This is a genomic window from Pinirhizobacter soli, assembly GCF_015905305.1.
Taxonomy (GTDB): domain Bacteria; phylum Pseudomonadota; class Gammaproteobacteria; order Xanthomonadales; family Rhodanobacteraceae; genus Pinirhizobacter; species Pinirhizobacter soli.
Genome location: NZ_JADZLQ010000001.1, coordinates 1,763,084 through 1,787,917 on the forward strand (window position 1 = coordinate 1,763,084; position 24,834 = coordinate 1,787,917).

Annotated in this window: 28 protein-coding genes and 1 other RNA gene; 11 read left to right on the forward strand and 18 right to left on the reverse strand. The window is 65.3% G+C overall.

Annotation, left to right across the window (positions count from 1 at the left end; translation table 11 throughout):
- Nucleotides 1-69: 69 nt before the first annotated feature.
- From recG to rpoZ, 7 genes are all read right to left on the reverse strand, one after another.
- Nucleotides 70-2,178 (reverse strand): ATP-dependent DNA helicase RecG, encoded by a 2,109-nt coding sequence (gene recG, locus NDK18_RS07700; protein WP_250627460.1) that lies wholly within the window; start codon nucleotides 2,176-2,178, stop codon nucleotides 70-72.
- Between the two features lie 71 nt (nucleotides 2,179-2,249).
- Entirely contained in the window at nucleotides 2,250-2,633 is a 384-nt protein-coding gene (locus NDK18_RS07705; RefSeq protein WP_250627461.1) for a RidA family protein, read from the reverse strand.
- 102 nt (nucleotides 2,634-2,735) lie between these two features.
- A complete protein-coding gene (locus NDK18_RS07710; RefSeq protein ID WP_250627462.1) occupies nucleotides 2,736-3,074 on the reverse strand; it encodes a YciI family protein in 339 nt (112 codons plus the stop codon).
- Nucleotides 3,075-3,179: 105 nt separating this feature from the next.
- Nucleotides 3,180-3,755 (reverse strand): flavodoxin family protein, encoded by a 576-nt coding sequence (locus NDK18_RS07715; protein WP_250627463.1) that lies wholly within the window; start codon nucleotides 3,753-3,755, stop codon nucleotides 3,180-3,182.
- Between the two features lie 24 nt (nucleotides 3,756-3,779).
- The gene (locus NDK18_RS07720) at nucleotides 3,780-4,274 is read right to left on the reverse strand and encodes a GNAT family N-acetyltransferase (protein WP_250627464.1); all 495 of its coding nucleotides are present in this window, start codon (nucleotides 4,272-4,274) and stop codon (nucleotides 3,780-3,782) included.
- Between the two features lie 117 nt (nucleotides 4,275-4,391).
- Nucleotides 4,392-6,560 carry a RelA/SpoT family protein gene (locus tag NDK18_RS07725; protein WP_250627465.1) on the reverse strand — a complete coding sequence of 723 codons (2,169 nt, stop codon included), beginning with the start codon at nucleotides 6,558-6,560 and terminating at the stop codon, nucleotides 4,392-4,394.
- 112 nt (nucleotides 6,561-6,672) lie between these two features.
- Complete coding sequence (rpoZ, locus tag NDK18_RS07730) at nucleotides 6,673-6,963, reverse strand: DNA-directed RNA polymerase subunit omega (RefSeq protein WP_250624865.1); 291 nt, start codon at nucleotides 6,961-6,963, stop codon at nucleotides 6,673-6,675.
- A gap of 225 nt (nucleotides 6,964-7,188) precedes the next feature.
- Between rpoZ and NDK18_RS07735 the strand changes: the two genes are divergently transcribed.
- A complete protein-coding gene (locus NDK18_RS07735) occupies nucleotides 7,189-7,962 on the forward strand; it encodes an MlaA family lipoprotein (RefSeq protein WP_250624864.1) in 774 nt (257 codons plus the stop codon).
- A gap of 705 nt (nucleotides 7,963-8,667) precedes the next feature.
- On the opposite strand, the gene NDK18_RS07740 is transcribed toward NDK18_RS07735, so the two are convergent.
- From NDK18_RS07740 to NDK18_RS07770, 7 genes are all read right to left on the reverse strand, one after another.
- Nucleotides 8,668-8,979 (reverse strand): STAS domain-containing protein, encoded by a 312-nt coding sequence (locus tag NDK18_RS07740; protein WP_250624863.1) that lies wholly within the window; start codon nucleotides 8,977-8,979, stop codon nucleotides 8,668-8,670.
- Nucleotides 8,969-9,634, reverse strand: a complete 666-nt coding sequence (locus NDK18_RS07745) for an MlaC/ttg2D family ABC transporter substrate-binding protein (RefSeq protein ID WP_250624862.1) — start codon at nucleotides 9,632-9,634, stop codon at nucleotides 8,969-8,971. Before NDK18_RS07745 ends, NDK18_RS07740 begins: the two co-directional genes overlap by 11 nt.
- Before the next feature lie 36 nt (nucleotides 9,635-9,670).
- Nucleotides 9,671-10,570: an outer membrane lipid asymmetry maintenance protein MlaD gene (gene mlaD, locus NDK18_RS07750; RefSeq protein ID WP_250624861.1), complete on the reverse strand. Its 900-nt coding sequence runs from the start codon at nucleotides 10,568-10,570 to the stop codon at nucleotides 9,671-9,673.
- 43 nt (nucleotides 10,571-10,613) lie between these two features.
- Nucleotides 10,614-11,387 (reverse strand): lipid asymmetry maintenance ABC transporter permease subunit MlaE, encoded by a 774-nt coding sequence (mlaE, locus tag NDK18_RS07755; protein ID WP_250624860.1) that lies wholly within the window; start codon nucleotides 11,385-11,387, stop codon nucleotides 10,614-10,616.
- Nucleotides 11,384-12,217 carry an ABC transporter ATP-binding protein gene (locus tag NDK18_RS07760; protein ID WP_250624859.1) on the reverse strand — a complete coding sequence of 278 codons (834 nt, stop codon included), beginning with the start codon at nucleotides 12,215-12,217 and terminating at the stop codon, nucleotides 11,384-11,386. The genes mlaE and NDK18_RS07760 overlap by 4 nt, the downstream gene beginning before the upstream one ends.
- 82 nt (nucleotides 12,218-12,299) lie before the next feature.
- A complete protein-coding gene (gene gmk, locus NDK18_RS07765) occupies nucleotides 12,300-12,941 on the reverse strand; it encodes a guanylate kinase (RefSeq protein WP_250627466.1) in 642 nt (213 codons plus the stop codon).
- Complete coding sequence (locus NDK18_RS07770) at nucleotides 12,938-13,804, reverse strand: YicC/YloC family endoribonuclease (RefSeq protein WP_250624857.1); 867 nt, start codon at nucleotides 13,802-13,804, stop codon at nucleotides 12,938-12,940. Before NDK18_RS07770 ends, gmk begins: the two co-directional genes overlap by 4 nt.
- Before the next feature lie 72 nt (nucleotides 13,805-13,876).
- Between NDK18_RS07770 and rph the strand changes: the two genes are divergently transcribed.
- From rph to NDK18_RS07795, 5 genes are all read left to right on the forward strand, one after another.
- Nucleotides 13,877-14,608, forward strand: coding sequence for a ribonuclease PH (rph, locus tag NDK18_RS07775; protein ID WP_250624856.1), 732 nt, complete (start codon nucleotides 13,877-13,879; stop codon nucleotides 14,606-14,608).
- Nucleotides 14,609-14,610: 2 nt separating this feature from the next.
- Nucleotides 14,611-15,213, forward strand: a complete 603-nt coding sequence (rdgB, locus tag NDK18_RS07780) for an RdgB/HAM1 family non-canonical purine NTP pyrophosphatase (RefSeq protein WP_250627467.1) — start codon at nucleotides 14,611-14,613, stop codon at nucleotides 15,211-15,213.
- Nucleotides 15,213-16,367 (forward strand): radical SAM family heme chaperone HemW, encoded by a 1,155-nt coding sequence (gene hemW / locus NDK18_RS07785; RefSeq protein WP_250627468.1) that lies wholly within the window; start codon nucleotides 15,213-15,215, stop codon nucleotides 16,365-16,367. The genes rdgB and hemW overlap by 1 nt, the downstream gene beginning before the upstream one ends.
- Before the next feature lie 95 nt (nucleotides 16,368-16,462).
- Nucleotides 16,463-18,655 (forward strand): DUF1631 family protein, encoded by a 2,193-nt coding sequence (locus tag NDK18_RS07790; RefSeq protein WP_250624853.1) that lies wholly within the window; start codon nucleotides 16,463-16,465, stop codon nucleotides 18,653-18,655.
- Nucleotide 18,656: 1 nt separating this feature from the next.
- Entirely contained in the window at nucleotides 18,657-19,004 is a 348-nt protein-coding gene (locus NDK18_RS07795) for a PilZ domain-containing protein (RefSeq protein WP_250624852.1), read from the forward strand.
- On the opposite strand, the gene pepQ is transcribed toward NDK18_RS07795, so the two are convergent.
- The 4 genes from pepQ to NDK18_RS07815 form a co-directional block, all read right to left on the reverse strand.
- On the reverse strand, nucleotides 19,001-20,326 hold the full coding sequence (gene pepQ / locus NDK18_RS07800; protein ID WP_250627469.1) for a Xaa-Pro dipeptidase: 1,326 nt from the start codon (nucleotides 20,324-20,326) through the stop codon (nucleotides 19,001-19,003). The two genes, NDK18_RS07795 and pepQ, sit on opposite strands and share 4 nt — an antisense overlap.
- A gap of 78 nt (nucleotides 20,327-20,404) precedes the next feature.
- Nucleotides 20,405-21,043, reverse strand: a complete 639-nt coding sequence (locus NDK18_RS07805; RefSeq protein WP_250624850.1) for a hypothetical protein — start codon at nucleotides 21,041-21,043, stop codon at nucleotides 20,405-20,407.
- 18 nt (nucleotides 21,044-21,061) lie between these two features.
- A complete protein-coding gene (locus NDK18_RS07810; protein WP_284691807.1) occupies nucleotides 21,062-22,375 on the reverse strand; it encodes an aminopeptidase P N-terminal domain-containing protein in 1,314 nt (437 codons plus the stop codon).
- Nucleotides 22,372-22,932 carry a UPF0149 family protein gene (locus NDK18_RS07815; RefSeq protein WP_250624848.1) on the reverse strand — a complete coding sequence of 187 codons (561 nt, stop codon included), beginning with the start codon at nucleotides 22,930-22,932 and terminating at the stop codon, nucleotides 22,372-22,374. Before NDK18_RS07815 ends, NDK18_RS07810 begins: the two co-directional genes overlap by 4 nt.
- A 76-nt stretch (nucleotides 22,933-23,008) precedes the next feature.
- Here NDK18_RS07815 and NDK18_RS07820 point away from each other — a divergent pair, with 76 nt between their 5' ends.
- The 5 genes from NDK18_RS07820 (at nucleotide 23,009) to NDK18_RS07840 (ending at nucleotide 24,830) form a co-directional block, all read left to right on the forward strand.
- On the forward strand, nucleotides 23,009-23,233 hold the full coding sequence (locus NDK18_RS07820; protein ID WP_250624847.1) for a TIGR02449 family protein: 225 nt from the start codon (nucleotides 23,009-23,011) through the stop codon (nucleotides 23,231-23,233).
- 14 nt (nucleotides 23,234-23,247) lie between these two features.
- Nucleotides 23,248-23,550 (forward strand): cell division protein ZapA, encoded by a 303-nt coding sequence (locus tag NDK18_RS07825; RefSeq protein WP_250624846.1) that lies wholly within the window; start codon nucleotides 23,248-23,250, stop codon nucleotides 23,548-23,550.
- A gap of 6 nt (nucleotides 23,551-23,556) precedes the next feature.
- Nucleotides 23,557-23,743: non-coding RNA, 6S RNA (ssrS, locus tag NDK18_RS07830), on the forward strand.
- Nucleotides 23,744-23,778: 35 nt separating this feature from the next.
- Nucleotides 23,779-24,381: a 5-formyltetrahydrofolate cyclo-ligase gene (locus tag NDK18_RS07835; RefSeq protein ID WP_250624845.1), complete on the forward strand. Its 603-nt coding sequence runs from the start codon at nucleotides 23,779-23,781 to the stop codon at nucleotides 24,379-24,381.
- Nucleotides 24,378-24,830 (forward strand): EVE domain-containing protein, encoded by a 453-nt coding sequence (locus NDK18_RS07840; protein WP_250624844.1) that lies wholly within the window; start codon nucleotides 24,378-24,380, stop codon nucleotides 24,828-24,830. Before NDK18_RS07835 ends, NDK18_RS07840 begins: the two co-directional genes overlap by 4 nt.
- Nucleotides 24,831-24,834 lie beyond the last annotated feature (4 nt).

The following is a 24,834-nucleotide window of genomic DNA, read 5'->3' on the forward strand; positions in this document are numbered from 1 at the left end:
GGAGTACGACGAAATGACCTCGCAGGATACCGCGCAGCGGGTCGGCATTGAACGGCCGATCGGGCCGGCTCAGGCATGCACGTAGCGTGCGGCATCGCCGACCCAACGGGTGACCAGTCGCTCGGCGAGCGCCGGATAACCTTCGAGCAATTGCTCACCCACCTCGTGCACGGTGGGAAGCATGTCCGCATCGCGCGCAAGATCGGCGATGCGGAACTGCAACTGGCCGGTCTGCCGGGTCCCAAGCACCTCGCCGGGACCGCGCAATTCCAGGTCTTTCTCGGCGATGCGAAAGCCATCGCTGGTCTGGCGCATCACCTGCAAGCGCTCCCTTGCCAGCAGCGACAACGGCGTGCGGTACAGCAGTACGCAATTGGACAGTACGCTGCCACGGCCCACGCGGCCCCGCAGCTGGTGCAGCTGGGCCAGCCCCAGGCGCTCGGCATTCTCGATCACCATCAGGCTGGCATTGGGCACATCCACGCCCACTTCGATCACGGTGGTGGCCACGAGCACGGCAATGCTGCCGGCCTTGAAGGCATCCATCGTGGCCTGTTTTTCCTTCGGCTTCATGCGTCCGTGGATCAGCGCGACCGTCACCCCCACCAGCGCCGCAGTCAGGTCCGCATGCGCCACCTCCGCCGCTTGCGCATTGAGCTGCTCGGATTCCTCGATCAGGGTGCATACCCAATACACCTGCCGCCCTTCCGCACAGGCCACGCGGATGCGTTCGATCACTTCTTCACGGCGCGCACTGGACACCGCCACCGTTACCACGGGCGTGCGGCCCGGCGGCAATTCATCGATGGAGGAAACATCAAGGTCGGCGTAGGCGCTCATGGCCAGCGTGCGCGGGATCGGCGTGGCGGTGAGCACGAGCTGGTGCGGCACCATGTCGCCTTCGGCGCCCTTGTCCCGCAGGGCCAGCCGCTGGTGCACGCCGAAGCGGTGCTGTTCGTCCACGATCACCAGGCCAAGCTTGTCGAACACCACGCCTTCCTGCATCAGCGCGTGCGTGCCCACCACCACGTGCGCGCCACCGGCGGTGCGCTCGAGCGCCGCCTTGCGCGCCCTGCCCTGCACCTTGCCGGCGAGCCACTGCACTTCCAGGCCAAGGGGTTCCAGCCACGCGCGGAAGTTGCGCAGGTGTTGCTCGGCCAGGAGTTCGGTGGGCGCCATCAGGGCTACCTGGTAACCGCTCTCCACCGCGGTAAGCGCTGCCAGCGCTGCCACGATCGTCTTGCCGCTGCCGACATCGCCCTGCACCAGGCGCAGCATGGGATGGCCGCGCTTGAGGTCATCGGCGATCTCCCCCGCCACGCGTTGCTGGGCGCCGGTCAGGCTGAAGGGCAACGAAGCGAGCAAACGTTCGGCCAGCACACGGCCACGGCCCAGCTTCGGCGCACGGCGCGCCTTCACCTGCGCGCGCATGCGGCGCAAGGTGAGATGCTGGGTAAGCAGTTCTTCGAAGGCAAGGCGCCGCTGCATCGGGTGGCGACCCTGTTCGAGCCGAAGCAGATCCGTGTCCGGCGGCGGACGATGCACGTACATCAGCGCATCGCGCAACGGAGCCATCTGCAAGGGTTCAAGCAAGGCGCGCGGTAACAATTCGATGCTGTCGTCGGTGGGCAGCAACGCCAGCGCCTTGCCGATGACGCTGGCCAGGCGTTTGGGGCCAAGGCCTTCGCCGGTGGGATAGATCGGCGTCAGCCGCTCCTCCACCGCCAGCTCGATATCGGACTCCACCCGTGTGTACTGCGGATGGATCACTTCCAGGCCAAAACCCACCTGGCGCACCTCGCCGAAGCAAAGCAGGCGCGTGCCCACCTTCAGTTGCTCCACCTGGCTGCGATGGAAGTGGAAGAAGCGCAGCACGATGGCATCGCCGTTGTCGTCGGCCAGGGCTACCTTCAACTGCGGCCGGAAGCGGAAACCGCGCTCGACGTTGGTCACCACACCTTCGAACTGCGCCTGCTCACCGTGGTGCAGGTCGCCGATGGCGGCGATGGTAGTGCGGTCTTCGTACCGAAGCGGCAGGTGGAACCAAAGATCCTGCACGGTGTTGAGGCCGATGCGCCCGAGGGACTGGGCAAGCGCCGGCCCGACGCCGGGCAGCATCGACACCGGCGCGACACCGGGATTGGCAACAGGTACGGGAGTGGTGGTGCGAGCGGGCATGATGAAGAGCCTAACCGAGCCCGCCATGATGGCGTAACCCGGGACGCATCACTCAACGTGTCAGCAAGCGCTTAATCGAGCACCATCACCGCATCGACTTCCACCTGTGCGGCCTTGGGGAGGCCGGAAACCTCGATGGTGGAACGCGCTGGGAATGGCGGCTGGAAATATTCGGCCATTACCTGGTTGACGGTGGCGAAATTCCCCAGATCGGTGACATAGATGCCCACGCGCACGATCTTGGCCAGCGACCCGCCAGCGGCCTCGGCCACGGCGGTGAGGTTATCGAAGACGCGACGCGTCTGCAGGGCGATATCGCCTTCAACCAGGCTGCCCGTCGCCGGATCCAAAGGGATCTGCCCGGAGAAATACACGGTATTGCCGGCGCGCACGGCCTGAGAATATGGGCCGATAGCCCCCGGGGCGCGGTCAGTGGAAATAATGGTGGTGGACATATCGCCTTTGCCTTGGAAACTGCCTGCTGCAGCGGGACGATAGTAAACGAAGATTTGAGACGCCAGACAGAATCCGTCAAAGAAATACCGGTTCGAACCAAGTCAAGCGACGACCACCGCAGGCACGGGGGGAAGCTCGCCCAACCTGTAATTGTAGAATCTCGTAGGTATGAGATCGATGATCTCAAAATCAGCGACGCCCTTTAGATAGTACGGATCGTTGTGAACGATCTCCTCGATTTCTTCACGACTGCAATTCGTGGCAATGAGGACACCTCCGATGCGCGGCTCGCGACGCCCGGAAATAATGTACTTTCCCGCCGCATGGAACTTCTCGATATGAGCGATGTGTTCCGGGAAAACCTTATCGGCCTCCTGCAGTTCTACTTTGTAGGTCAGGGAAACGATAAATATGAGCATGGCTTCTTTGATTCCTTTCATAAGACTGTGCTGCCGTGGGCTACTGACGTCCGCAGCAAGTGCGATTGGCTGGCGACGAGAGCGCTGGCGCGAAGCGGAACGCGCCCGCGCCTGCGCCCGACGAGGTCATCGCTTGAATTGCTGCGCGACCCCGGCCATGCGTCGACCAAACAAACTGGCAGTTTCGAGGTCTCCAGGCGGCGGCGCTTCATCCGCCGTGGCATCAGATGGGCTCTGCGCCAGGGCGGCGGCGTATCCGCCGAGGAAATTCACATCGTTGCGCTCCGCCGATTTCTTGGCCGACGGCAATAAGGCGGTGCCCACCCAGATCATGCCGTGCTGCATGGCGAAGGCGAACAACGCACCGACCGTCATGCCCTTGTCGCCGTTCATCGAGCCGGAGTTGGTAAAAGCCCCGGCAAGCTTGTCTTTCCAAGTTTGCGTGTACCAGCGCTTGGACGTGTCATCGATGAATCGCTTCATTTGCCAAGACGGCGCCGCCATGTAGGTGGGCGTGCCGAAAATGATGGCATCCGCGGCATCCAGCGATTTCCAGCCCGCAGCGTCAATGGCGCCCTCGCCATCGATACTGATCAACTCGCACGCTGCGCCAGCGACTCGATTGACGCCATCGCATACTGCTTGAGCCTGTTTCTTGGTATGGCCGTAGCCAGAATGATAAACAATGGCAATCTTTGCCATAAGTATTCTTCCTTGTTTTCGAGGTTAGACAGGGCGGTCGCTAAGTACCTGGTAGGGATGGCCTTCGAGCGTGAAATCCGCCACATGGCGCATGCCAAGGCGTTGATGCGCGCGAATGGATGCCTCGTTGTCAGCGCGGATGAAAAGGACTGCCTCGCGTCCCGGGAGATGGTGTTGCAAACCCGCGTACAACTTCGCCAGCAGGCCTTGCCCACGCTCGGAGTCGGCAATGCACGCAGGGCCATAGACGTAGGCATCTGCATCGCCGGGCCACGCTGCCAGCATTGCGCGTACCGACGGTGGCGCCGAGGCATTGCCTTTCGATGAACTGAACAGGACACCGACAACGTTGCCGTCTCGACGCGCCACGATCACCGGCGAGTCCCCCAATGCCATCCCGGCGACTTTGTCGCGCGGGAACTCACCGGTAAGCGAACCACCCCGGGACGGCGCATTTTCCTGCAACAGCGCAGCGATACCATCGATGTCCACTTCCGTGGCGCACGCTATGTCGTACATGGCTAATTCCTTTGGCCAAAACAATGCGAAGGATTGGGTCACGCCCATCCAGGCCACGAGGATATGCGGTCAGCTAAAACCATCTTCAAGGACCACATTGCCACGGCCCGAAAGGCCCTATAAGGGGTGCCGATATACGCCACTGACGACGCCGGTGCGGCGCACGCGGCGCATCACCTCGGCCAGGTGGGTGCGGCTGCGCACCTCGATGGCGAACAGCAAGGTGGCGGCGCTGGTGTCGCGCTCGATGTACTCGACGTTTTCGATGTTCGATTCGGCCGCAGCGATGGCCGCAGCCACCGTGGCCAGCACGCCGGGGCGGTTCAGTACCTCGATGCGCAGCTGCGCGCGGTAATCGCCGCTTACATCGCGATCCCACTCGATGGCGACGCAACGCTCGGGCGACTTCCGGAACTCCACCATGTTCGGGCATTCCACCCGATGCACCACGATGCCCTTGCCCGAGGAGAGATAACCGACGATGTCGTCGCCCGGCAACGGATGGCAGCAGTTGCCGAAGGTCAGCACGCCGCGCTCGGCACCGGTGATGCGGATCTTCTCGGCGGGACCGGCATCGGCAACCACCGGCGCGCGACCGCCACCGAGCGCGGCTACGAGTTGGGTTGCCACCTGGTCGGGCATGCGGTTGCCCAGCGCGATGTCGGCCAGGAGTTCTTCCAGGCGCTTGAGTTTGGCTTCGTCCAGGTAGCGCTGCAGCGTGGTGGCCGGAATGGCATCCAGGCTGGTGCCGCGCGCGTCCAGCGCGCGGTCGAGCATGCGGTGGCCGAAGTCGACGGCGTCCTCGTGCTGCAGATGCTTCAAGTATTGGCGAATGGCCGTTCGCGCTTTGCCGGTAACCACCGATTCGAGCCATGCTGGATTGGGCACGGCCGACGGCGCGGTGATGATCTCCACCTGCTGGCCGGAAATCAGCTTTGTACGCAGCGGCACCAGCTTTTTATCCACGCGCGCAGCCACGGCGTGATCGCCGACATCCGTATGCACGGCATAGGCGAAGTCGAGTGCAGTGGCGTGCCGCGGCAGCGAGAATATTTCACCGCGCGGGGTGAACAGGTAGACCTCGTCGGGGAAGAGGTCGATCTTGACGTTCTCGAGGAACTCCGCAGCCGAGGGCGTGTTGGCCTGGCTGTCGGCCAGCGCCGAGAGCCACTCGCGAGCCCGCGCCTGCGCACTGTTCGACGAGGACGATCCTGTCTTGTAGGCCCAGTGGGCGGCCACGCCGCGTTCGGCGACGGAGTCCATTTCAGCCGTGCGGATCTGGATCTCGATCGGCGCGCCGAAGGGTCCGAGCAACACCGTGTGCAGCGACTGGTAACCATTCGCCTTGGGGATCGCGATGAAATCCTTGAAGCGGCTATCGACAGGCTTATACAGCCCGTGCACGGCACCCAGGGCCTGGTAGCAGTGCATGGCCGAGTCTGTCACCACGCGAAAGCCGTAGACATCCATCAATTGCGCGAACGATTTGTGCTCGTTGCGCATCTTCGAATAGATGCTCCAAGGCGACTTGATGCGGCTGATGGCACGGCCGGGAATATGGTCGGCGGCAAGGCGCCCTTCCAGGGCTGTCTCGATGCGCGCCATCGCTTCACGCCGGTTACCCAGCGCGGCGCGAATGCGCTCGGAGATCACCCGGTGGCGATCGGGGTACATCGCACGGAAGCCCAAGTCCTGCAGCTCCGCCTTGAACTTGTTCATGCCCAGCCGCTGTGCGATGGGCGCGTAGATCTCCAGCGTCTCGCGGGCGATGCGCCGCCGTGATTCGGCATCCTTCGCACCGAGCGTGCGCATGTTGTGCAGGCGGTCGGAGAGCTTGATCAGAATCACGCGCAGATCGCGCGCCATCGCCAGCAGCATCTTGCGGAAGCTTTCCGCATCGGCTTCGGCGCGGCTGGTGAAGCGCATTTTGTCCAGCTTGGTGACGCCGTCGACAAGCTCGGCCACGGTGGTGCCGAATTCACCTTCCAGCTCCGCACGCTCAAGACGGGTGTCTTCAAGTGTGTCGTGCAGGATCGCCGCGATGATGGTCTCGGCATCCAGGCCAAGATCGGCCAGGATAGTCGCCACCGCCACCGGATGGGTGATGTACGGCTCGCCGGATTTACGCGTCTGCCCTTCGTGCGCCTCGGCGCCGACGATGAAGGCACGACGGATCCTTGCCACCTGCTCGGCCGGCAGGTAGGTGGATACCTTGTCTTCGAGGGCAAGGACATAAGGCGGCACGTCGGCGACGGCGCCCGGAGGTGTAAGCGGAGCGACTTCCATGTTCGCTACGGTCGCCTCGTCGGACGACCGTCTCCATGCGTTCGGCGGGCAGGCGCAGTGCGCGCGCGTGCCGCGCGTGTTTCAAGGGTGGGCCGGCTACAGCCCGGGTCCATCAGTCATCCCCACCCTTGGAGAGGTCGTCGTCCACTTCCGTGGCGGCCCACTCCAGGGCTTCGCGTTCGGCGCGCTCGCGCTCAACGCGGTCGATTTCGTCGATCATCGTCATGTTGACGCGATTGCCGGCGATCTCGCGCAGTGCGAGCACGGTCGGCTTATCGTTATGGGCGTCGATGGTGGGCTCGGCACCCTTTTCCAGCTGACGTGCGCGCTTGGTCGCCATGAGCACGAGCTCAAAGCGGTTGTCGACTACCTCGAGGCAGTCTTCGACGGTGATACGGGCCATTTTCTCAAAGTCCTTGACATTAAAGACACTTCTGACTGTCAGTGTACTGTCCGGGACGCTTGGCTGGCAATGATGGCCGGGGTTATGATGCCCGGTCCCGTGGGGGCGGGTGCTGGCAGATTAGCAAACTACGCGGTACACTAAACAAGGATTTCCCCGTTGCCCTCACCCAAGGCCCCATCCTTGAACGCCCGATTCCTTCGCCGTGCCTTGCCGGTTTTAGCCTTGGCACTGCTCGCAGGCTGCAAAATCGCGCCGCCCCGCACCGACGACCCTTACGAGAACTTCAACCGCAAGAGCTACGCGGTGAACGACGCTCTGGACAAGACATTCATCCGTCCGGTGGCCGTGGGTTACCGGAAGGTCACCAATCCGCCGGTACGCCGCGCGTTCAGTGACTTCTTCACCAACATCCGCATGCCCATCACGGTCGCCAACGACCTGCTGCAGGCCAAGCCGGTGGCGGCCGCGGAAGGCACCGGTCGCTTCCTGGTCAACCTGACCCTGGGCGTGGGTGGCTTCTTCGACCCGGCCAGCCAGCTGGGCCTGCCACTGGATGAAACCGACTTCGGCATCACCCTGGCCCGCTGGGGCGTGCCTGAAGGTCCCTACCTGGTGATCCCACTGGTTGGTCCAACCACTGCCCGCGACGTCTGGCGCCTGCCGGTGGACAGCTATTTCTTCGATCCGCTGAGCATCTATTCGCGCAATCACGACTTCAAGGACGGCCAGTACTACCTGCCTCAGGTGATGTACCTGGTAACCCTGCGCTCGCGCGGCATCGATGCAGAGAGCTTTCTGCAGTCGGCTTACGACCCCTACGTCTTCATCCGCGACGCCTACCGCCAGCAGCGCCTGTACACCCTCTACGACGGTAACCCGCCAGCTGAAATCATCCAGCAAATGCAGGGCCTGAACGAGAAGGGCTTCGACCCCGACGAACTGCTGGACGAGCAACACAAGTGGGAAAACCAGCAGAAGAAGCCCGACAACCAGTAAGGCTTGGTTGAGGGCTGCCCGGCGCTCAGGCGTGTCGCAGGAGCCGGGGGCGATCAGCCTCGTCGCTCCGGTTACACCGGCGCTTGGGAGAAGAGGCCGCTGCGCGGCTTTTTCTTATGGCTGCGCCCCGGCGCGCCCGCGCTGCGGGCGGGGGTTTTCGAGGCGGCCTGTGGCTTTCGCGAAAACGGCCGGCTCATGCCGGCCCCCTGCGGGCCTGTTCCGCCCGCAACGCTCGGTTCCACAAGTCGCCGACGAGGCCTGATCGCCCCCGGCTCTGGACACGCCCGAGCGGCGTGCAGCAAGGACATGGGTGGGCGCTGGTGACGTGACCGGGCGCGCATGCACCGCCACTCCAGTTGGCGGCAGCAAGCAAGCTCTCGCGCAACGCAATGGGCTTCAGTAGCTTTCCCTCGCAAACCTTACCGCTCGAGAGTGGCGGGTAGCGCGGGCGGGCACCCCAGTGGCGACGCTCGTGCGAAGGCGAAGGGCTTCGGTCGGATCAGGCCCGCAGGGGGCCGGCCATGGATGGCCGGTCGTTTTCGCTGAGCCAGGATGGCGAATCGAAAACCCCCGGCCGAAGCCCGTCCCCGATGGAGCGCAGCCATAAGACATGGCCGCGTAGCGGCCTCCGATTCCCGAGGGGTCGCCGCAGCCAGGAGCGCCGCCACTGGGGTGCCCACCCGCGCTACCCGCCACGCTCGCGAGCTAGCGACGCTCCGCCAGCATCGGCTCCACGTCGCTTACGCGTGCGAGGGCGCGCATGCCGTCGGGCATCCGGGCCACGGCAAGGGCGGGGGCTTCGGCGAGGATGGTTAGTACGCAGGCGAGGCCCGCGCTGTCGGCGCGGCTGACGCCGCCGAGATCGAGGATGGTGGGACTTGCCTGCGATACGGCGGCGCGGACATCCGCCAGGGCCTTTTGCGCCGTGGCGAAGGTCAGCTCGCCCGACACCGAGATGGTGTCGGGCGTGTCGCGGGTGACCGCGACGTTTGCCGAAGGGGCGACCTTACTTGCCACCGGCGTCCTTCTGCATGGTGTCCAAGGCCTTGTCGCCCTGGGTTTCCAGGCTTGTGATCAGCTTGTCGATGCCGTCCTTTTTGATCTCGGCGTCTACCTGGTTGCGGTAGTTGGTGACGTAGGAAATGCCTTCGATGATCACGTCGTAGGCTTTCCAGTCGCCGGTCTTGGACTTGCGGAAGGCGTAGTCCACGCTCAACGTCTTGCCGTCGTCGAGTACCACCTGGGTGCGCACCACGCTGCGCTTGTCGTCCAGGCCGCCGGTGAACGGCAGGACCTTGACCTTGCCGCGGGTGTAGTTCAGCAGGCCCTCGGCGTAGCGGTGGGTGATGGAGTTGTAGAACGCCTTGGCGAAGCGCTCGCGCTGCTCGGGCGTCGCCTCGCGGGCGTGCTGGCCAAGCACCAGGATCGAGGCGTAGTCGATGTCGAAGTGCGGCAGGAACACATCGTCGATCACGGCGATGAGTTTCTCGCGGTCTTTCTGCAATTCCGCCTGGTGGCCGTCGATGGCCTGGCCAAGCTGGTCGGCGATGGTCTGGACCACGGCCTGCGGGGACTGCTGCTGGGCACCGGCGGCAGGGGTGTCCTGCGCCAGGACGGGCGCGGCGACGCCGGCAAGCCCGATGGCGACGGCAAAAGCCAGGGAACGCAACATGGGAATCTCCTTGGGGGTGGGGGTCCGGACGCGGGCTTATTTCTTGCCCGGGGCCGGTGGGTTCGACTGCTGCGGGTTGGATTGCGACGGCTGCCCGTTGCCGGCGTTGTTCTTGTTGTCGCTGGGCGAGCCATTGACCAGGAACTTGCCGATAAGGTCTTCCAGCTGCAGCGCCGATTGCGTCAGGACGACCTGGTCGCCGTCCTTGAGCATGTCCGGGCTGCCGCCGGGTTGGATCGCAACATACTGGCTGCCGATCAAACCGCTGGTGAATACGGCCGCCGCCGAATCGTCGGGGATCTGGTCGTAGCGCTTGTCGATGTCGAGCGTGACCACGGCGTCGAGCTTGTCGTTGGTAAGCACGACCTTGCCGACGCTGCCGATGGGTACGCCGGCGAGCTTCACCGTGGCGCCCGGGGTAAGCGAGCCGACGTTGGTGAAGTGGCCCGTCACATGGTACGTGCCACCGATGCGGTCGGGCGCCGAGCCGCCGCCGAAGAAGCGGCCGAGCATGTCTTCGAGCTGTTGCGCAGGTTTGGTGAGCGCGATGTGGCCGCCGTCGTCAAGCGCCTTCTTCGAGCTGCCGAAGGACAACCCAACGTATTGGTCGCCCAGCAGGCCGCTGGTGAAGATGGTGGCCACGGAGTCGTCCGGGATGCCCTTGTACTTGTCGTCGATGGCAAGTTTCACCGTGGCCTCTTCATGGCCCGGGGTGAGCTCGATGGATTTGACCTGGCCGATGCGCACGCCGGCTACCTTCACCGGGGCTCGCGGCTTCAACTGGCCGACATTGGCGAACTGGGCATCGACGGTGTAGCTGGCACCCTGGCCGGTATTGGCCACCGATGTGGTCTGGGTGGCCAGGTATGCCAGTGCGGCAAAGCCGAGCACGATGAACAGGCCAGTGCCCACGGCATAGGAACGTCTCTGGGTCACGGGGCGGTCCTCAGGAAGAAAGTAAGGGAGTAATCGGGCGCGGTCATACCAGGAAGGCCGTCAGTACGAAGTCGAGCGCCAGGATGGCGATGGATGACGCCACCACCGTGCGCGTGGTGGCGTAGGCCACGCCTTCGCTGGTGGGCGGCGTGGTGTAACCCTGGAACACGGCGATCAGGGTGACCACGATGCCGAAGACGAAGCTCTTGATGATGACGCCATCGATGATGTCCTTCCAGACATCGACGGTGGCCGTCATGTTCGACCAGAACGTACCGTTGTCGATGCCCAGCCACGACACGCCCACCAGGTGGCCGCCGAGCACGCCCATGGTGCAGAACATCACGGTAAGCAGCGGCACGGCAACGATGCCGGCGAGGAAACGCGGTGCCGCGACGTAGGCCAGCGGATCGACCGCCATCATCTCCATCGCGTCGATCTGGTCGGTGGCGCGCATCAGGCCGATTTCGGCGGTAATCGAGGTACCGGCGCGACCGGCGAACAGCAAGGCGGTGACCACCGGCCCAAGCTCGCGGTAGATGGCGATGGCCACCACGGTGCCCGTGGCCGAGGTGCCGCCGAAGATCGACAGTACGTCGTAAAGCTGCAGCGCCAGCACCATGCCCACGAACAGGCCGCAGGTCATGATGATGGTGAGGCTCATCGCCCCGACGAACCACACCTGGCGAAGCGTCTCGCGGAAATGCCGCATCGAGCCCGGCACCGCACCCAACAGGGTGAGACCGAACAGGGCGCAGGCGCCGATCTGCGCCAGCGCATTGGACACCACGCCGTTGCGTTCGATGCGCGCGTTCATGTGTTGCTCCGCAGGCCAAGCGCCGCGGCGTAGTCGCCGGCGGGGTACTGGAAGGGCACCGGTCCGTCGGCCGAGCCGCCAAAGAATTGTTTCGTCCAGGGCGAGCCGTCGTTGGCGAGCGTCGAGGGCGCGCCCTGCGCAACGACTTTGCCGTTGGCGATCAGGTAGACGTGGTCGGCCACCTGCTGCACGGCCGCCAGCTCGTGGGCCACCAGCACGCTGGTAATCCCCAGCGTTTCATTGAGCGTACGGATCAGCTTCAGCACCTGGTTGAGCGAGATCGGATCCAGGCCCACGAAGGGTTCGTCGTACAGGATCAACATCGGATCGAAGACGATCGCCCGGGCCAGCGCCACGCGCCGGGCCATGCCGCCGGAAAGCTCCGCCGGCGAGAGTGCCGCCGCGCCACGCAAACCCACCGCCTGCAGCTTGGTCAGGACGATGTTGCGGATCAGTACCTCGGGCAACGTGGTGTGCTGGCGAAGTGGGAACGCCACGTTCTCGAACACATCGAAGTCGGTGAGCAGGGCTGAATTCTGGAAAAGATAGCCAATGCGTTCGCGCAATTCGAAAAGGTGCTCGCGGCTCAACGTGCGGACGTCTTCACCGTCCACCACTACCTGGCCGGCATCGCCGCGCATCTGCCCGGTGATGTGCTTGAGCAGGGTGGTCTTGCCCGTGCCGCTGGGACCCATGATGGCGGTGACCTTGCCACGCGGGATGTCCAGGTCCAGCGCGTCGAAAATCTTCTTGCCATTCAAAACCGTGGTGAGACCGCGCACCTTGACCATGGGTTCGGAGTCGGGTGGCGCGGACAGGATTTCGGTCATCAGGGCACGCCGGGGCTTGGAAAGAGGGACAAGTTACCGGAAATAGGGGTCAGACGCCGGGACTACAAGCGTTTTGGAACGCTCAGACCGCCAATAATTCCGCGATCAGGCTTTCGTGGCGCTTGCGCGCGACGCTTGAGCGCTGGCGGACCGCCCGCACGATGGCCACAAGGTCGCCCAGGGCGTCCTCAAAGCGGTCGTTGACGATGATGTAGTCGAATTCATGGGCGTGGGCAATTTCCTCACGCGAATTGAACAAGCGTCGCTCGATTACGTCAGGGGCATCCGAGCCACGGCCGCGCAGACGGCGTTCGAGCTCCACCCGGGATGGCGGCAGGATGAAGACGCTCACGCAATCACCCATACCCTCGCGCACCTGGCGCGCGCCCTGCCAGTCGATCTCCAGCAGTACGTCGCTACCTATTTTTAGTTTTTCTTCCACCGTGCGGCGCGAGGTGCCGTAGAAATTCCCGTGGACCTCCGCGTGCTCGAGGAAGATGCCCTGTTCGATTTCGCGGGCGAAATCCGAACGCTCCACGAAGTAGTAGTGCCGGCCGTATTCCTCGCCCACCCGCGGCGGACGCGTAGTATGCGAAACGGAAAGGGATATTGCAGGCTCACACTCGAGCAACGCATTGACCAGCGTGGACTTGCCAGCGCCCGAGGGCGCAGCCACCACGAACAGCGTGCCGGGAACCTTCGCCGGGGCGCTCGCGTCGCTCATTCGATGTTTTGCACCTGTTCGCGCATCTGCTCGATCAGCACCTTCAACTCCACGGCGGCGTTGGTGGTCCGCGAATCGACGGACTTCGAGCCCAGTGTATTGGCTTCGCGGTTGAATTCCTGCATGAGGAAATCCAGGCGCCGGCCTACCGGTTCGCCCAGCTTCAACACGCGGCGCGCCTCGGCCACGTGGGTGGCCAGGCGGTCCAGTTCCTCGTCGACGTCGATGCGGGTTATCTGCAGTACCAGTTCCTGCTCGAGCCTTCCCGGCTCCATCGGCTGGCGCATGTCGGCCAGGCGGCCCTCCAGGCGGGCGCGCAGGGCGGCGCGGATCTCCGGCACCCACTGGCGGACGTCGGCGACGATGGCTTCGATGGCATCCAGGCGGCCGGCGATGATCTGCCCGAGCTTCTCGCCCTCGCGTTCGCGGGTGGCGGTGAGGGCTTCCAGGGCCTCGTCAAGCACCCCTAACAGCGCTGCCTGCATGGCGTCGGGATCGACGTCCGCCTGCTGCAGCACGCCGGGGAAACGCAGCAGTTCGGTGAACTGGGTGGTCATGCCGGGGAAGCGGCTACCCAGGCCATTGGCCAGTTCTTCCAGCTGGGCCAGCAAGGCGTTGTCCAGCTGCAAGCCGTCCCCGGCCAGTCGCGCTTCGCTGCGCAGCCGCACCGTGGCATCGACCTTGCCGCGGGACAGCCGGGCGGCGATCCTCTCGCGCAAAATGCCTTCGTGGGCCCGGAGTTCATCGGGCATGCGCGGGGAGATTTCCAGGTAACGGTGGTTCACCGTACGCAATTCGCAGGCGAGATTGCCCGCTGGGCTCACTGTTTCGGCCGACGCATAGGCGGTCATGCTACGAATCATTTGGCGTCCTGCGGGCAAGCCTTGGGGGCCGGCAATGGTAAACTTTCCCGCCCGCCAACGCCAAAGTCCCCCATGACTGCCTTTTCCCGACCCAGCGGCCGAAACGCCGACCAGCTGCGCGCCGTCACCATCGAACGCCACTACACCCGCCACGCCGAAGGCTCGGTGCTGGTGAGTTTTGGCGACACCCGGGTGCTGTGTAATGCCAGCATCGAAGAACGCACCCCGGCATGGCTGCGCGGCAAGGGCGAAGGCTGGATCACCGCCGAATACGGCATGCTGCCGCGGGCCACCAACGAGCGCATGCAGCGCGAGGCCGCCCGCGGCGGCCAGGGCGGCCGCACCATGGAAATCCAGCGCCTGATCGGCCGCTCGCTGCGCGCCTGCGTCGACCGCGCGGCCCTGGGCGAGCGGGTGATCACACTGGATTGCGATGTGATCCAGGCCGACGGCGGCACCCGCACGGCGGCCATCACCGGCGCCTATGTGGCACTGGCGGATGCCGTCACCGTGTTGATGAAGCGCACCCCGCTCAAGCGCAACCCGATCGTCGGCGCCGTGGCTGCGGTATCCGTGGGCATCGTCAACGGCGTACCCGTGCTCGACCTCGACTATGCCGAGGACTCCGGCTGCGACACCGACATGAACGTGGTGATGAACGACGGCGGTGGTTTCATCGAAGTGCAAGGCACCGCCGAGGGCCACGCGTTCCGCCGTGACGAGCTCGACGCCATGCTCGACCTTGCCGGCAAGGGCATCGCCGAACTCGTTGCCTTCCAGCGCACGGCGCTGGCCGCGGGCTGATCATGACCAGCCTTGAGCGCGTCGTGCTGGCGTCATCGAACGCCGGAAAGCTGGCTGAGTTCAGCCAGCTGCTGGCGGGCCTGGGCATCGAGTTCGTCTCACAAGCCAGCCTCGGGGTGGACGACGCCGATGAAACCGGCCGCAGCTTCGTCGAGAACGCGCTGATCAAGGCCCGCCACGCCAGCACGGTCACGGGCCTGCCCGCGCTGGCGGACGACTCGGGCATCTGCGTCGACGCGCTCGATGGCGCGCCAGGGTTGTATGCCGCGCGCTATGCCGGCGTGCACGGCGATGCGGCGGGCAACCGCGCCAAGCTCCTGCGCGAACTTGACGGCAAGCCTGCGAGCGAACGAAACGCGTACTTCATCGCCGTGATCGTGCTGCTTCGCCATGCCGACGACCCCGCGCCGATCATCGTCGAAGGCCGCTGGTCCGGACGCATCCTCTCCGCCGAGCGGGGCGACGGCGGTTTCGGTTACGACCCGCTGTTCCTGCCCGAAGGCTTCGAACAAAGCGCAGCCGAACTCGATGTGGCGCTAAAGAACAGCCTAAGCCACCGCGGCCAGGCCGTGGCCGCGCTGCGGGATCGCCTGGCCGCCCGTTGATGCATCCGCTGTCGCCACCGTTGTCGCTTTACGTGCACATGCCCTGGTGCGTGAAGAAGTGCCCGTACTGTGATTTCAATTCCCATGGCCTGCGTGGCGAACCGCCCTACGAGGCCTACATTGACGCCCTGCTGTCCGACCTCGACGCGGACCTCGCCGACTTTGGCGAAGCGATCGCCGGGCGGCGCATCGAGACAGTTTTTTTCGGCGGCGGCACGCCAAGCCTTTTTTCAGCCGCACAGGTGGCGCGTTTCCTGGACGGTGCACGGGCGCGCATCGACTTTGCCGAAAACGCAGAGATCACGCTCGAGACCAACCCCGGCACCGTCGAGCACGGCCGCTTCGATGGCTACCTCGCCGCCGGGGTGAACCGGCTGTCCTTCGGCATCCAGAGCTTCGACGACGACAAGCTGCGACGTCTTGGCCGCATCCACTCTGCAAACGAGGCGAGTGATGCAGTGAAGCTTGCCCAGGATGCAGGTTTCGAGCGCATCAACCTCGACCTCATGTACGCCCTGCCCGGCCAGGATCTCGACGGCGCCATCGCCGATGTCGACCAGGCCATCGCCCTGGCGCCGAGCCATATCTCGCACTACCAGCTCACCCTGGAACCGAATACCGCCTTTGCCGCGAACCCTCCCCCGCTCCCGGCCGACGACGATGCCTGGGCGATGCAGGAAGCCTGCGAGGCGCGCCTGGCTGCCGGCGGGTTTGCCCAGTATGAAATCTCAGCCTACGCGCGGCCCGGCGAACGAAGCCGGCACAACCTCAACTACTGGCGCTTCGGCGACTACCTGGGCATCGGTGCCGGCGCCCACGGCAAGATCAGTGGCCTGGATATCCGCCGCCGCTGGAAGACCCGGCACCCCAACGCTTATTTGACGGCCGCCGGTACGCCGGCGCGCATCGGTGGCGACACCACCGTGGCCGTCGCCGACCTCCCCTTCGAATACATGCTCAACGCGCTGCGGCTGGTGGACGGCGTGGATCTGGCCGAATTTGCCCAGACCACGGGCCTCTCCCTGCAGGCGATCGCCACGCCCCTGGCCGAGGGCATCCGCCGCGGCTGGTTGCGCGACGAGCCCGGGCGCCTGCACACCACCCCACTGGGCCAGCGCTTCCTCAACGACGTGATCGAAAGCTTCATGGCGTGACTTAAGCCCTCCAAGGCACAGTGCTTTCGGCCGGTGGCGCCCCGCCTGGGCCTTCCCTACACTAGCCATCACGAGGCAGGGGAGGCACTCGTTACATGTCCCTCGATTCACCCTTACGAACGCACGCCGCTGAGGCGTCGGCCGCCGCATGGCGCGCGGAGCTGTCGCCGCGAGCGCGACAGCACGTTGCCCATAGCCTGGCCACCTGCATGGCCTGGCTCGAGGCGCCCCTGCAAGCGTCGCTGTCGGAATTCGACCAGCGCCTATTCCAGATGGCCGATCGCGCGCGAAACCATGTCGAGCAGCAGGCGTGCTTCGAAAGCCGCCATGCCCTGGAGCGGGGCACCGCCGCCTTCCGCGAACGTTTCGCCAATGGCCTGCGCGAGCGGTTCATCCGCCTGGGCGACGCCGGCGAGCAAAAACGCTTGCAACCGGAACGACTCGAACTGAGCCTGGTGGACACCACCGAACAGGAAGAAAACGACGCGCTTGCGGTACTCTCCTCGCGTGCCGAAGCGCGGCATGCCGGCGTGCTGCATGAGCTTGGCTTCCGTCTTGCCGTGCTTGCCGCCAGCTCGCCGCTCGATGGCGACGGCCAGCCTGCCGGCCCGCGCGCCATTGCCTCGGTACTTCGCGAAGCCGCAGCCCCCATGCCGCTTTCCCTGGCCCATCGCCTGCTGATGTTCCAGTGCTTCGATGCGCGCCTGATGGCTAGCCTGGAATCGCTGTATGCGTCGCTGAACGACCATCTGCGCGACAACGGCATCCTGCCGCAGCTGCGCGTGGTCTCGTATGCCCGTACCACGGCCTCCACGCGCGCGGCGGTCAATGCCCGGGCCGAGGCGCCCGTGCGCGAGCCGGTGATGGCACCCACGCCTGCCAGCGAAGCTGCCCGCAGCGAAAGCATTTCGGTATTGGAAAGCCTGCGCGACCTGCTTGCCAAACGCACCCGTGAGCCGGCCGTTGCCCATGGCACCGCGCGCCTGGCCAGTTCCGACGAACTGCAGATCGCCCTCACCGCGCTGCAGGGCCATCTTTCCGAAGTGGCCGACCACGCCTCACGCGAGATACGCAGCGCCCAGCGCTTGCGCGATGAGCTGGTTGCCCAGCTGTCGATCAATCGTCCACCCGGCTCGCCGCCGGTGTCGCTGAGCCCCGAACACAGCGACACGGTGGAACTCACCGCGATGCTGTTCGAGACATTGGCACAGGAGCTCACCAAGCAGGGCGCCGCACGGTCACTGCTTGGCGGCCTGCAGTGGCCGGTGCTGCGCACCGCCGTGACCGACAAGAGTTTCTTCGAGCAGCGCGACCATCCGGCACGCAAGCTGGTCAACACCGTGGCCGAGGCCGCCAACGACTGGCTGGACCATGCCGATGCCGATCCGGTGCTCGCCGAGAAGCTCGAGCGCGTGGTGGGCGAAGTGGCCGTGGCAACGACGATCGATCCGCGGTGGGTCAGCGACATCGAAAACCACGTCGCCACGCTCAGCCGCAAGGCACAGGTGGCCGAGCGTCGCCTGGCCGAGGCGATGGAAGGCCGCGAACGCCTGGCCACCGCGCGCAAGCGCGCCGCCGAGCTGATGACCGAGCGCATGAACGAGCGCTCGCCGCGTGGCGTGCTGCGTATCCTGCTCGAACGCACATGGTCGGACGTACTGGCCCTGAACCTGCTGCGCAACGACGAGAACAGCCCCGCTTTCCAGGCAAGCCTGGACATCACCGACCAGTTGCTGGGCCGTACGCCCGTTGCCAACGTGGCGCATTTGCAGGCCGAAGTGGAAACGCGCCTGCAGCACGTGGGCATGCATGCCGACGAAGCGGCGGAAGTGGCCCGCCGCCTGCTGCGCCAGCAGCAGGAAGACGACGCCGCGCCCACCAATACCGACATGGCGATGCGCCTGCGCACGCGCCCGCGCTTCGGCGAGGACGTGCTTGCCGCCACTGAACCGGCCACGCCACCGGACGATGAAAGCCGCCTCAAGCCACGCATCCGCGCCGAGCTTGAAGTGCTGCGCCATCGTGAAGCCGGGTCATGGTATGAGTTCATGCAGGCCGATGGCACGCTCGCCCGTCGCAAGCTTGCCTGGTTCAGCGCATCGTCCGGCCGCTGCCTGCTGGTGAACGCCAACGGCATCCGCGCCGAAGACATGACCCTGGCGCAGCTGGCCACCGCCCTGATCGAAGGCAGCGCGCGCGAATACGTGCCGCCGCCGTCGTCCCTGCTCGACCGCGCATGGCATGCCATCGCCGGCAGCCTGCGCCTGTCCGCCGCGAGGGCCAGCTGACATGGGCACGATCGAACAGCGTGGCGCCCCGCGCCTGCGCACCCGCCTGCCGATCCCGGTGATCGACACCATGACCGACCAGATCCTGGGCCAGCTGGGCAATCTGTCGGCCACCGGCATGATGCTGATCGGTGGCCGCGCGCCCAACAGCGCGGCGGTCTACCAGGTGTCGGTATCGCTACCGGGTGCTGACGGCACGATGCTGCTGGTCGGCATCCAGGAGCAATGGAACGAGCCAGCCACGACGCTGGGCCAGACCTGGTCGGGCTACCGCATCGTGGCCATCAACAACCGCGACGCGGCGCAACTGGACCGCTGGCTGGAACACGCCGCGAGCAGCGAATACTAGGCCGCCACCTGGCCGAAGGCATCGCGGGTGAGGTTTTCAGGCTCGCCCGCCGTGCACACCACGTCGTCCTCGATGCGGATGCCGCCGTACTTGCGGAAGGCATCCACGCGCGCCCAGTCGATATCCTTCGCCTCGGGCTTCTCCTTAAGCTCCGCCAGCAGCATGTCGATGAAGTAGATCCCCGGCTCGATCGTCACCACCATGCCCGGCGCCAGGGTGCGCGTCAGGCGCAGGTAAGGATGGCCATCGGGACGCTTGATGAAGCCGCCAATTTCGCTTTCCTGGAAGCCGGCCACCTCGTGCACCTGCATGCCGATGCCATGGCCCAGGCCATGCGGGAAGAACACCGCCGACACACCCGATGCCACCGCGCTCTCGGCGCTCATGCGGATGAAACCGTGTTCGCGCAGCACCTCTGCCAGCACGTGGTGCGCGTGGACATGGAGCCTGGCGTAGTCCAGGCCCGCCTTCACTTGCGCGCAGAACGACTGCTGGGCCGCTTCCACCGAATCGATCAGCGCCTGGAATTCCTGGGCCTGGGGCGAGGCATACGTGCGCGTGATGTCGCTGGCATAACCCGAGGCGCCCGCACCGGCGTCGATCAGGAATGAAAGGCTGGGCCTGGGCGGCTCACGGTCGAAGTTGGTGTAGTGCAGCACCGAACCGTGCTGGTTCAGGCCCACGATCGAGGCATAGGGCAACTCAGCGTCGATCTGGCCCACAGCGCCGAGGTAATCCATGTGGATGCCCAACTCGCTCTTGCCGGCGCGGAACGCGGCCTCCGCGGCGCGATGGCCGCGCGCGCCACGCTCACTGGCGATGCGCATCAGGGCCAGTTCGTAAGGCGTCTTGAACGCACGGTGGAAGTGCAGGTAATCCATCACTGCCGCGGTGGCGCTGGGAGCGAAACCATCCAGGCGCACATTGTCGTCGGCGATGATCGCGCTGCGCGTGGCATCGGGAAGGTGCGCCGCGGCCTCGGCAGGCTCGCGGATCACCACGATGTCGAAGTGCTCCACCCAGTACCCCGACGGCGCCTCGGGCACCACGTGCCAGTAATCACGCGGCTGCAGGAAAACGAGTTTGGGTTTCTTGCCCGGCGTATAGGCGATCCAACTGCCCGGCGCGTCGATGAGCGGCAACCAGTGCTTGAAGTGCGGGCTCACCGCGAACGGATAGTAGGTGTCGTCCAGGAAGCGGACGATCGGCCGCCCGGCGGCCACCACCAGATGATCGAAACCGCCAAGCGCCAACGCCTTGTCGGTGCGTTCGCGCACCGTGGCCAGGTGCTGGGGATAGAGGGCGGCAAGCGCGCTGGACATCGTGGGGCTCCGGTCCGGATGGGGGCAAACGTCAATGGTGCGCCTTGATGCCCAGTGCGCCAAGTGTGGCCGGCAGGGTTAGCCCCGCCCGAACACCACCCCGAAACGGCCCTGCGCGTCGCCCAGGGCCGTGCGCAGCAGGCGCGCCGGGGTATCCGGTGCAGGGTCGATCAGTTCGAGCAGGTGCGCGCCCCAGAGCGTCACGGCCAGTTCGCCACAGGCAAAGCCATTCCCGGGCGACCGCCAGTGCGGCAACGGCGTCCAGCCACCGCAGGCCGGGCACACCAGGGGCGCCGTCTCCGAGCCTTCGCTCCAGACGTTCAACGCCTCTTCCAGATAGGCGCTTTCCTCGCCGCCCAGCACCACCAGGTGCTCGCACTCGGGGCATGCAAGGTCCACCTCGTCGGCAGCGAACAGCCCCGCCTCGCCGCCGCCCTCGACAAGGTGCGCACCCTCTTGCGCATCGGCGAGCCAACGGTGGGCGCGGACATGGATGCCGATGGCAAGGACGCGCCGGTCGGCCGAAAACAAGGCCGCATCGCTGCGCACGGCAAACAGTGCCTCCCGCAACGGACTGGAATCACCATCGCGCCACAACCCCGGCGACCGGTCGATGGCCGCCAGCGAAACCAGCCGCTTGTACAACGCCGTGGCGGTCGCCACCGCGCCGATGGCGGGAAGGCGATAGTCGACGAGCGCGGTCCAGGGCGTGGGCATCTCAGCAGGGCTTGATGTTCACGATGCGCGGCTGCCGAGCAGGTCTTCCAGTTCCTCGATGCCCTTGGGTACATCCCCGGTGAGCACCTGCGGACCATCGCGGCCCACGGCCACGTCGTCCTCGATGCGGATGCCGATCCCACGCCATCGCTCAGGGACCGAACGCTCATCCGGATCGATGTAAACGCCAGGTTCCACCGTCACCACCATGCCCGGCTCCAGCAGCCTTGGCTCTCCGTCCACGCGGTAGTCGCCGACATCGTGCACGTCCAGGCCCAGCCAGTGACCGGTTTTTCCGGGAAAGAATTTCCGGTAAGCACCCGAAGCAATCGCCTTGGCTGGCGTGCCCTTGATCAGGCCAAGCGCGCACAGGCCTTCGGTGATCACCTCCACCGCGACATCGTGCGCGGCGCTAAAGACCTGGCCCGGGCGCACTTCGTCGATGGCAGCGGCCTGCGCACTTAATACGATGTCGTAGAGCGCCCGTTGCTCGGGAGAGAATTTTCCACCCACCGGATAGGTACGGGTGATGTCCGAGGCGTAGCAATCCACTTCCGCGCCGGCATCGACCAGCAGCAGGTCGCCATCGCGCAGGCGCGCGCGATTGGCCTGGTAGTGCATGACGCAGGCGTTGGCGCCGCCGGCGACCGTGGGGGGAAAGGCCGGCACCGCCCCATTGCCGCGCATCACGCGCAACAGCTCCCCTTCCACCTCGTATTCGGCAACGCCGGGCCGGGCCACGCGCATGGCGGCCAGGTGCGCCTTGGCGGCAATGGACGCGGACTGTTTCATCAGCGCCAGCTCCGCCTTCGATTTGTACAGCCGCAGATCGTGCAGTAGATGGCCCAGGGCCACGAACTCCTTGGGCACCACACCGCCGCCCCGCGCCGAGCGCAGGCGGCGCATCCAGCCGAGCAGGCGGGCGTCGAATTCAGGTTCAGCGCCAAAATGACAGTACAGCCGCGCCCTGCCCTCGATCATGCCCGGCAGGATGTCGTCGATATCCTCGATCGGGAAGGCGTCGTCCAGTTTCAGCTGTTCGGCGGCGCGCTCGGTGCCCAGCCGCTCACCGTCCCAGCGTTCGCGCTCGGCATCGCGCTCGCGGCAGAACAGCACCGCCTCGCCCTGGCTGCGGCCTGGCAGCAAGGCCAGGATGCTGTCCGGCTCGCCAAAGCCCGACAGGTAATGGAAATCCGAATGCTGGCGGTACGGCCAGGGGGCGTCGGCGTTGCGCATGCGCTCGGGGGCCGCGGCGACGATGACCGCGGCATCCTCGCCGGCCATGCGCATCAGCTGACGCCGGCGGCGCGCGTACTCGGCCGCCGCGATCAATGCAGGGTATCGCTGGCCGGTGGTTCGCCGGCGGCAAGTTCGGCGTGCAGCAGAAGTACGCCCACGCGGACAAATTCCTCAAGCTCGGTATAAGAGGCTTCGTCTTCCTCCTCGTCGCCGCGGTCGAGGTCGGACGAGGCGATCACGCCGAGATCGCGCAGTACTTCGCGCGCTTCCTCGGAAAGATCGCCATGGCCACGGGAACCGGCCAACCCCAGGCCGCCAAGGAAGCCCCGGCACCATTCCACCAGGGCATCGGCACGGTCACCCACCGGGGCGTCGTCGTCAGGCAGCAGCAATTGGAAGGCAAATTCCGGATCGGACAGGGCCTCAGCGCTTTCCTGGCGCAGGCGCGATAGCAGGGAGAGGTCCGGGCCGGTGGGCGCCTTGCCTTCCTCCAGGTGCAGGGCCGGCAACACGCCTTGTCCACCGAAGTGGCCGCCACCGCTCAGGAAACCGCACAGCGAGCCATGCAATTCGCTGGCCTCGGTACCCAGTTCCAGGCGCACGACGAGCTGGTCGAGGTCGTCGAAAGTGACACTCTGGCCGGTGCCCATGGTTCGCCTCCTGCAAAGAGCCTAAGTCTAACGCAGCTCTTGCTGTCAGCCGGTGGCGGTTTGCTATAGTCCGCCCATGCCGACACCCTCTGATGTTTCCGCCGAAATCGACGCCCTGGGGCACAGCCTGGACCAGCTCGCCGAGACAGTCCGGCGACTGACCGAGGAAAACCGCAGCCTGCGCCACAGCCAGGAACAGCTGGCCAGTGAACGCGCAGGCCTGGTAGCGCGCAACGAACAGGCGCGCCAGCGGGTCGAGGCGATGATCCAGCGTCTCAAGGCGCTGGAAAGCACCCCTTAAGGACGCATCCCGCCATGTCCACCGCCGAACCGGTCGCCCTGCGACTGCTGGACCGCGAGTTCCACATCGCCTGCGCCCCGGAAGAGCGCGCTGGCCTCGTGGCCGCAGCGCAGTACCTTGACGGCAAGATGCGGGAACTAAAGGTAAATGCGCGCGCGCCGGGCTTCGACCGCATCGCCGTATTGGCCGCGGTCTCGATCGCCCATGAGCTCTTGGGACTGAAGGTCGAGCACGCCGCCCAGGAACTGGCGCTGACCGAAGGTTTGGGCAATCTGCGCAAGAAGCTTGAAGGTGTGCTCGACGGCCACATAAAATAGGGACGGCGTTTTCTGCGGTGTTCGATAGCGCATCCTTACATTTGCCTTGTTCCTATAAACGGCCCCGGGTCGGCCAGTTCACGGATTGTGTGCATGTCCGCCGCGTGCGGAAAGCCTTAGAGCCGTGATGGTCCTCCCACCTGATCCTCGTGGATCAAGGTCGTTCGGTGTGCAACGGCATTGCGGTTAACGCCACTTATTCTCCTTTGACTGGGCCTGTCAGTACTTATGCCAACAAGTCCCAGCCAGCGACGCGAACTGCGTGGCGACCTCGCCCAGCGACGTCGCGACCTCGGGCCCGCCGAGCGCATCGGCGCGGCCCAGGGCCTGCGGCATAGCCTTGAATCGCTTCCCGAATTCCTTACCGATGGCAAAGTGGCCGGCTACTGGGCCACCGGTGGCGAGCTGCCGCTGAACCTTGCCATCGCTGGCCTCACCGAGCGGGGCCAGCAGTTCTACCTGCCGGTGATCGACAGCAACCGCCGCCTGTGCTTCGTGCCCTGGCGCACCGGCGACGAAGTGGCACCGAACCGGCTTGGCATCCCTGAACCGGTCAACCAGGATCACGTCAGCGCGCCCAACCAGATGGATCTTGTACTGGTGCCGTTGCTCGGCTTCGACCGCAAGGGCAACCGCCTGGGGTTCGGCGGCGGCTACTACGACCGCAGCTTCGATTTCCTGAACGTCGCCGAGCGCCCCGCGCAGCCGCTGCTGGTGGGCGTGGGCTATTCCTTCCAGGAAGTCAAATCGATCGAGACGGCCCACTGGGATGTCCGGCTCGACTACATCGCCACGGAAAAAGAGCTGATCGACTGCACGGGCGGGAAATGAACTACTGGCTGATGAAGTCCGAGCCGGACACGTTTTCGATCGACGATCTCAAACGCAAGGGCAAGGAAGCCTGGGATGGCGTCCGCAACTACCAGGCGCGCAACTTCATGCGCGACGGCATGCGGGTCGGCGACAAGGTCTTCTTCTACCACTCCAACTGCGCCGTGCCCGGCATCGCCGGCATCGCGTCGGTAGCCACCTCCGCGTATCCGGATCCTTCCCAGTTCGATCCGAAGAGCCACTACTTCGACGCCGGCGCCAAGCGCGAGGATCCACGCTGGATGCTGGTGGACGTCAAGTTCGTCCGGAAGCTCAAGCGCGTTATTACGCTGGAAGAACTCAAGGGCCTCGACGAACTCGCCGACATGGCGCTGGTCCGCAAGGGCAATCGGCTTTCAGTGATGCCGGTTTCCAAGCCGCATTGGGACTACATCCTTACCCTGGAGTGATGGC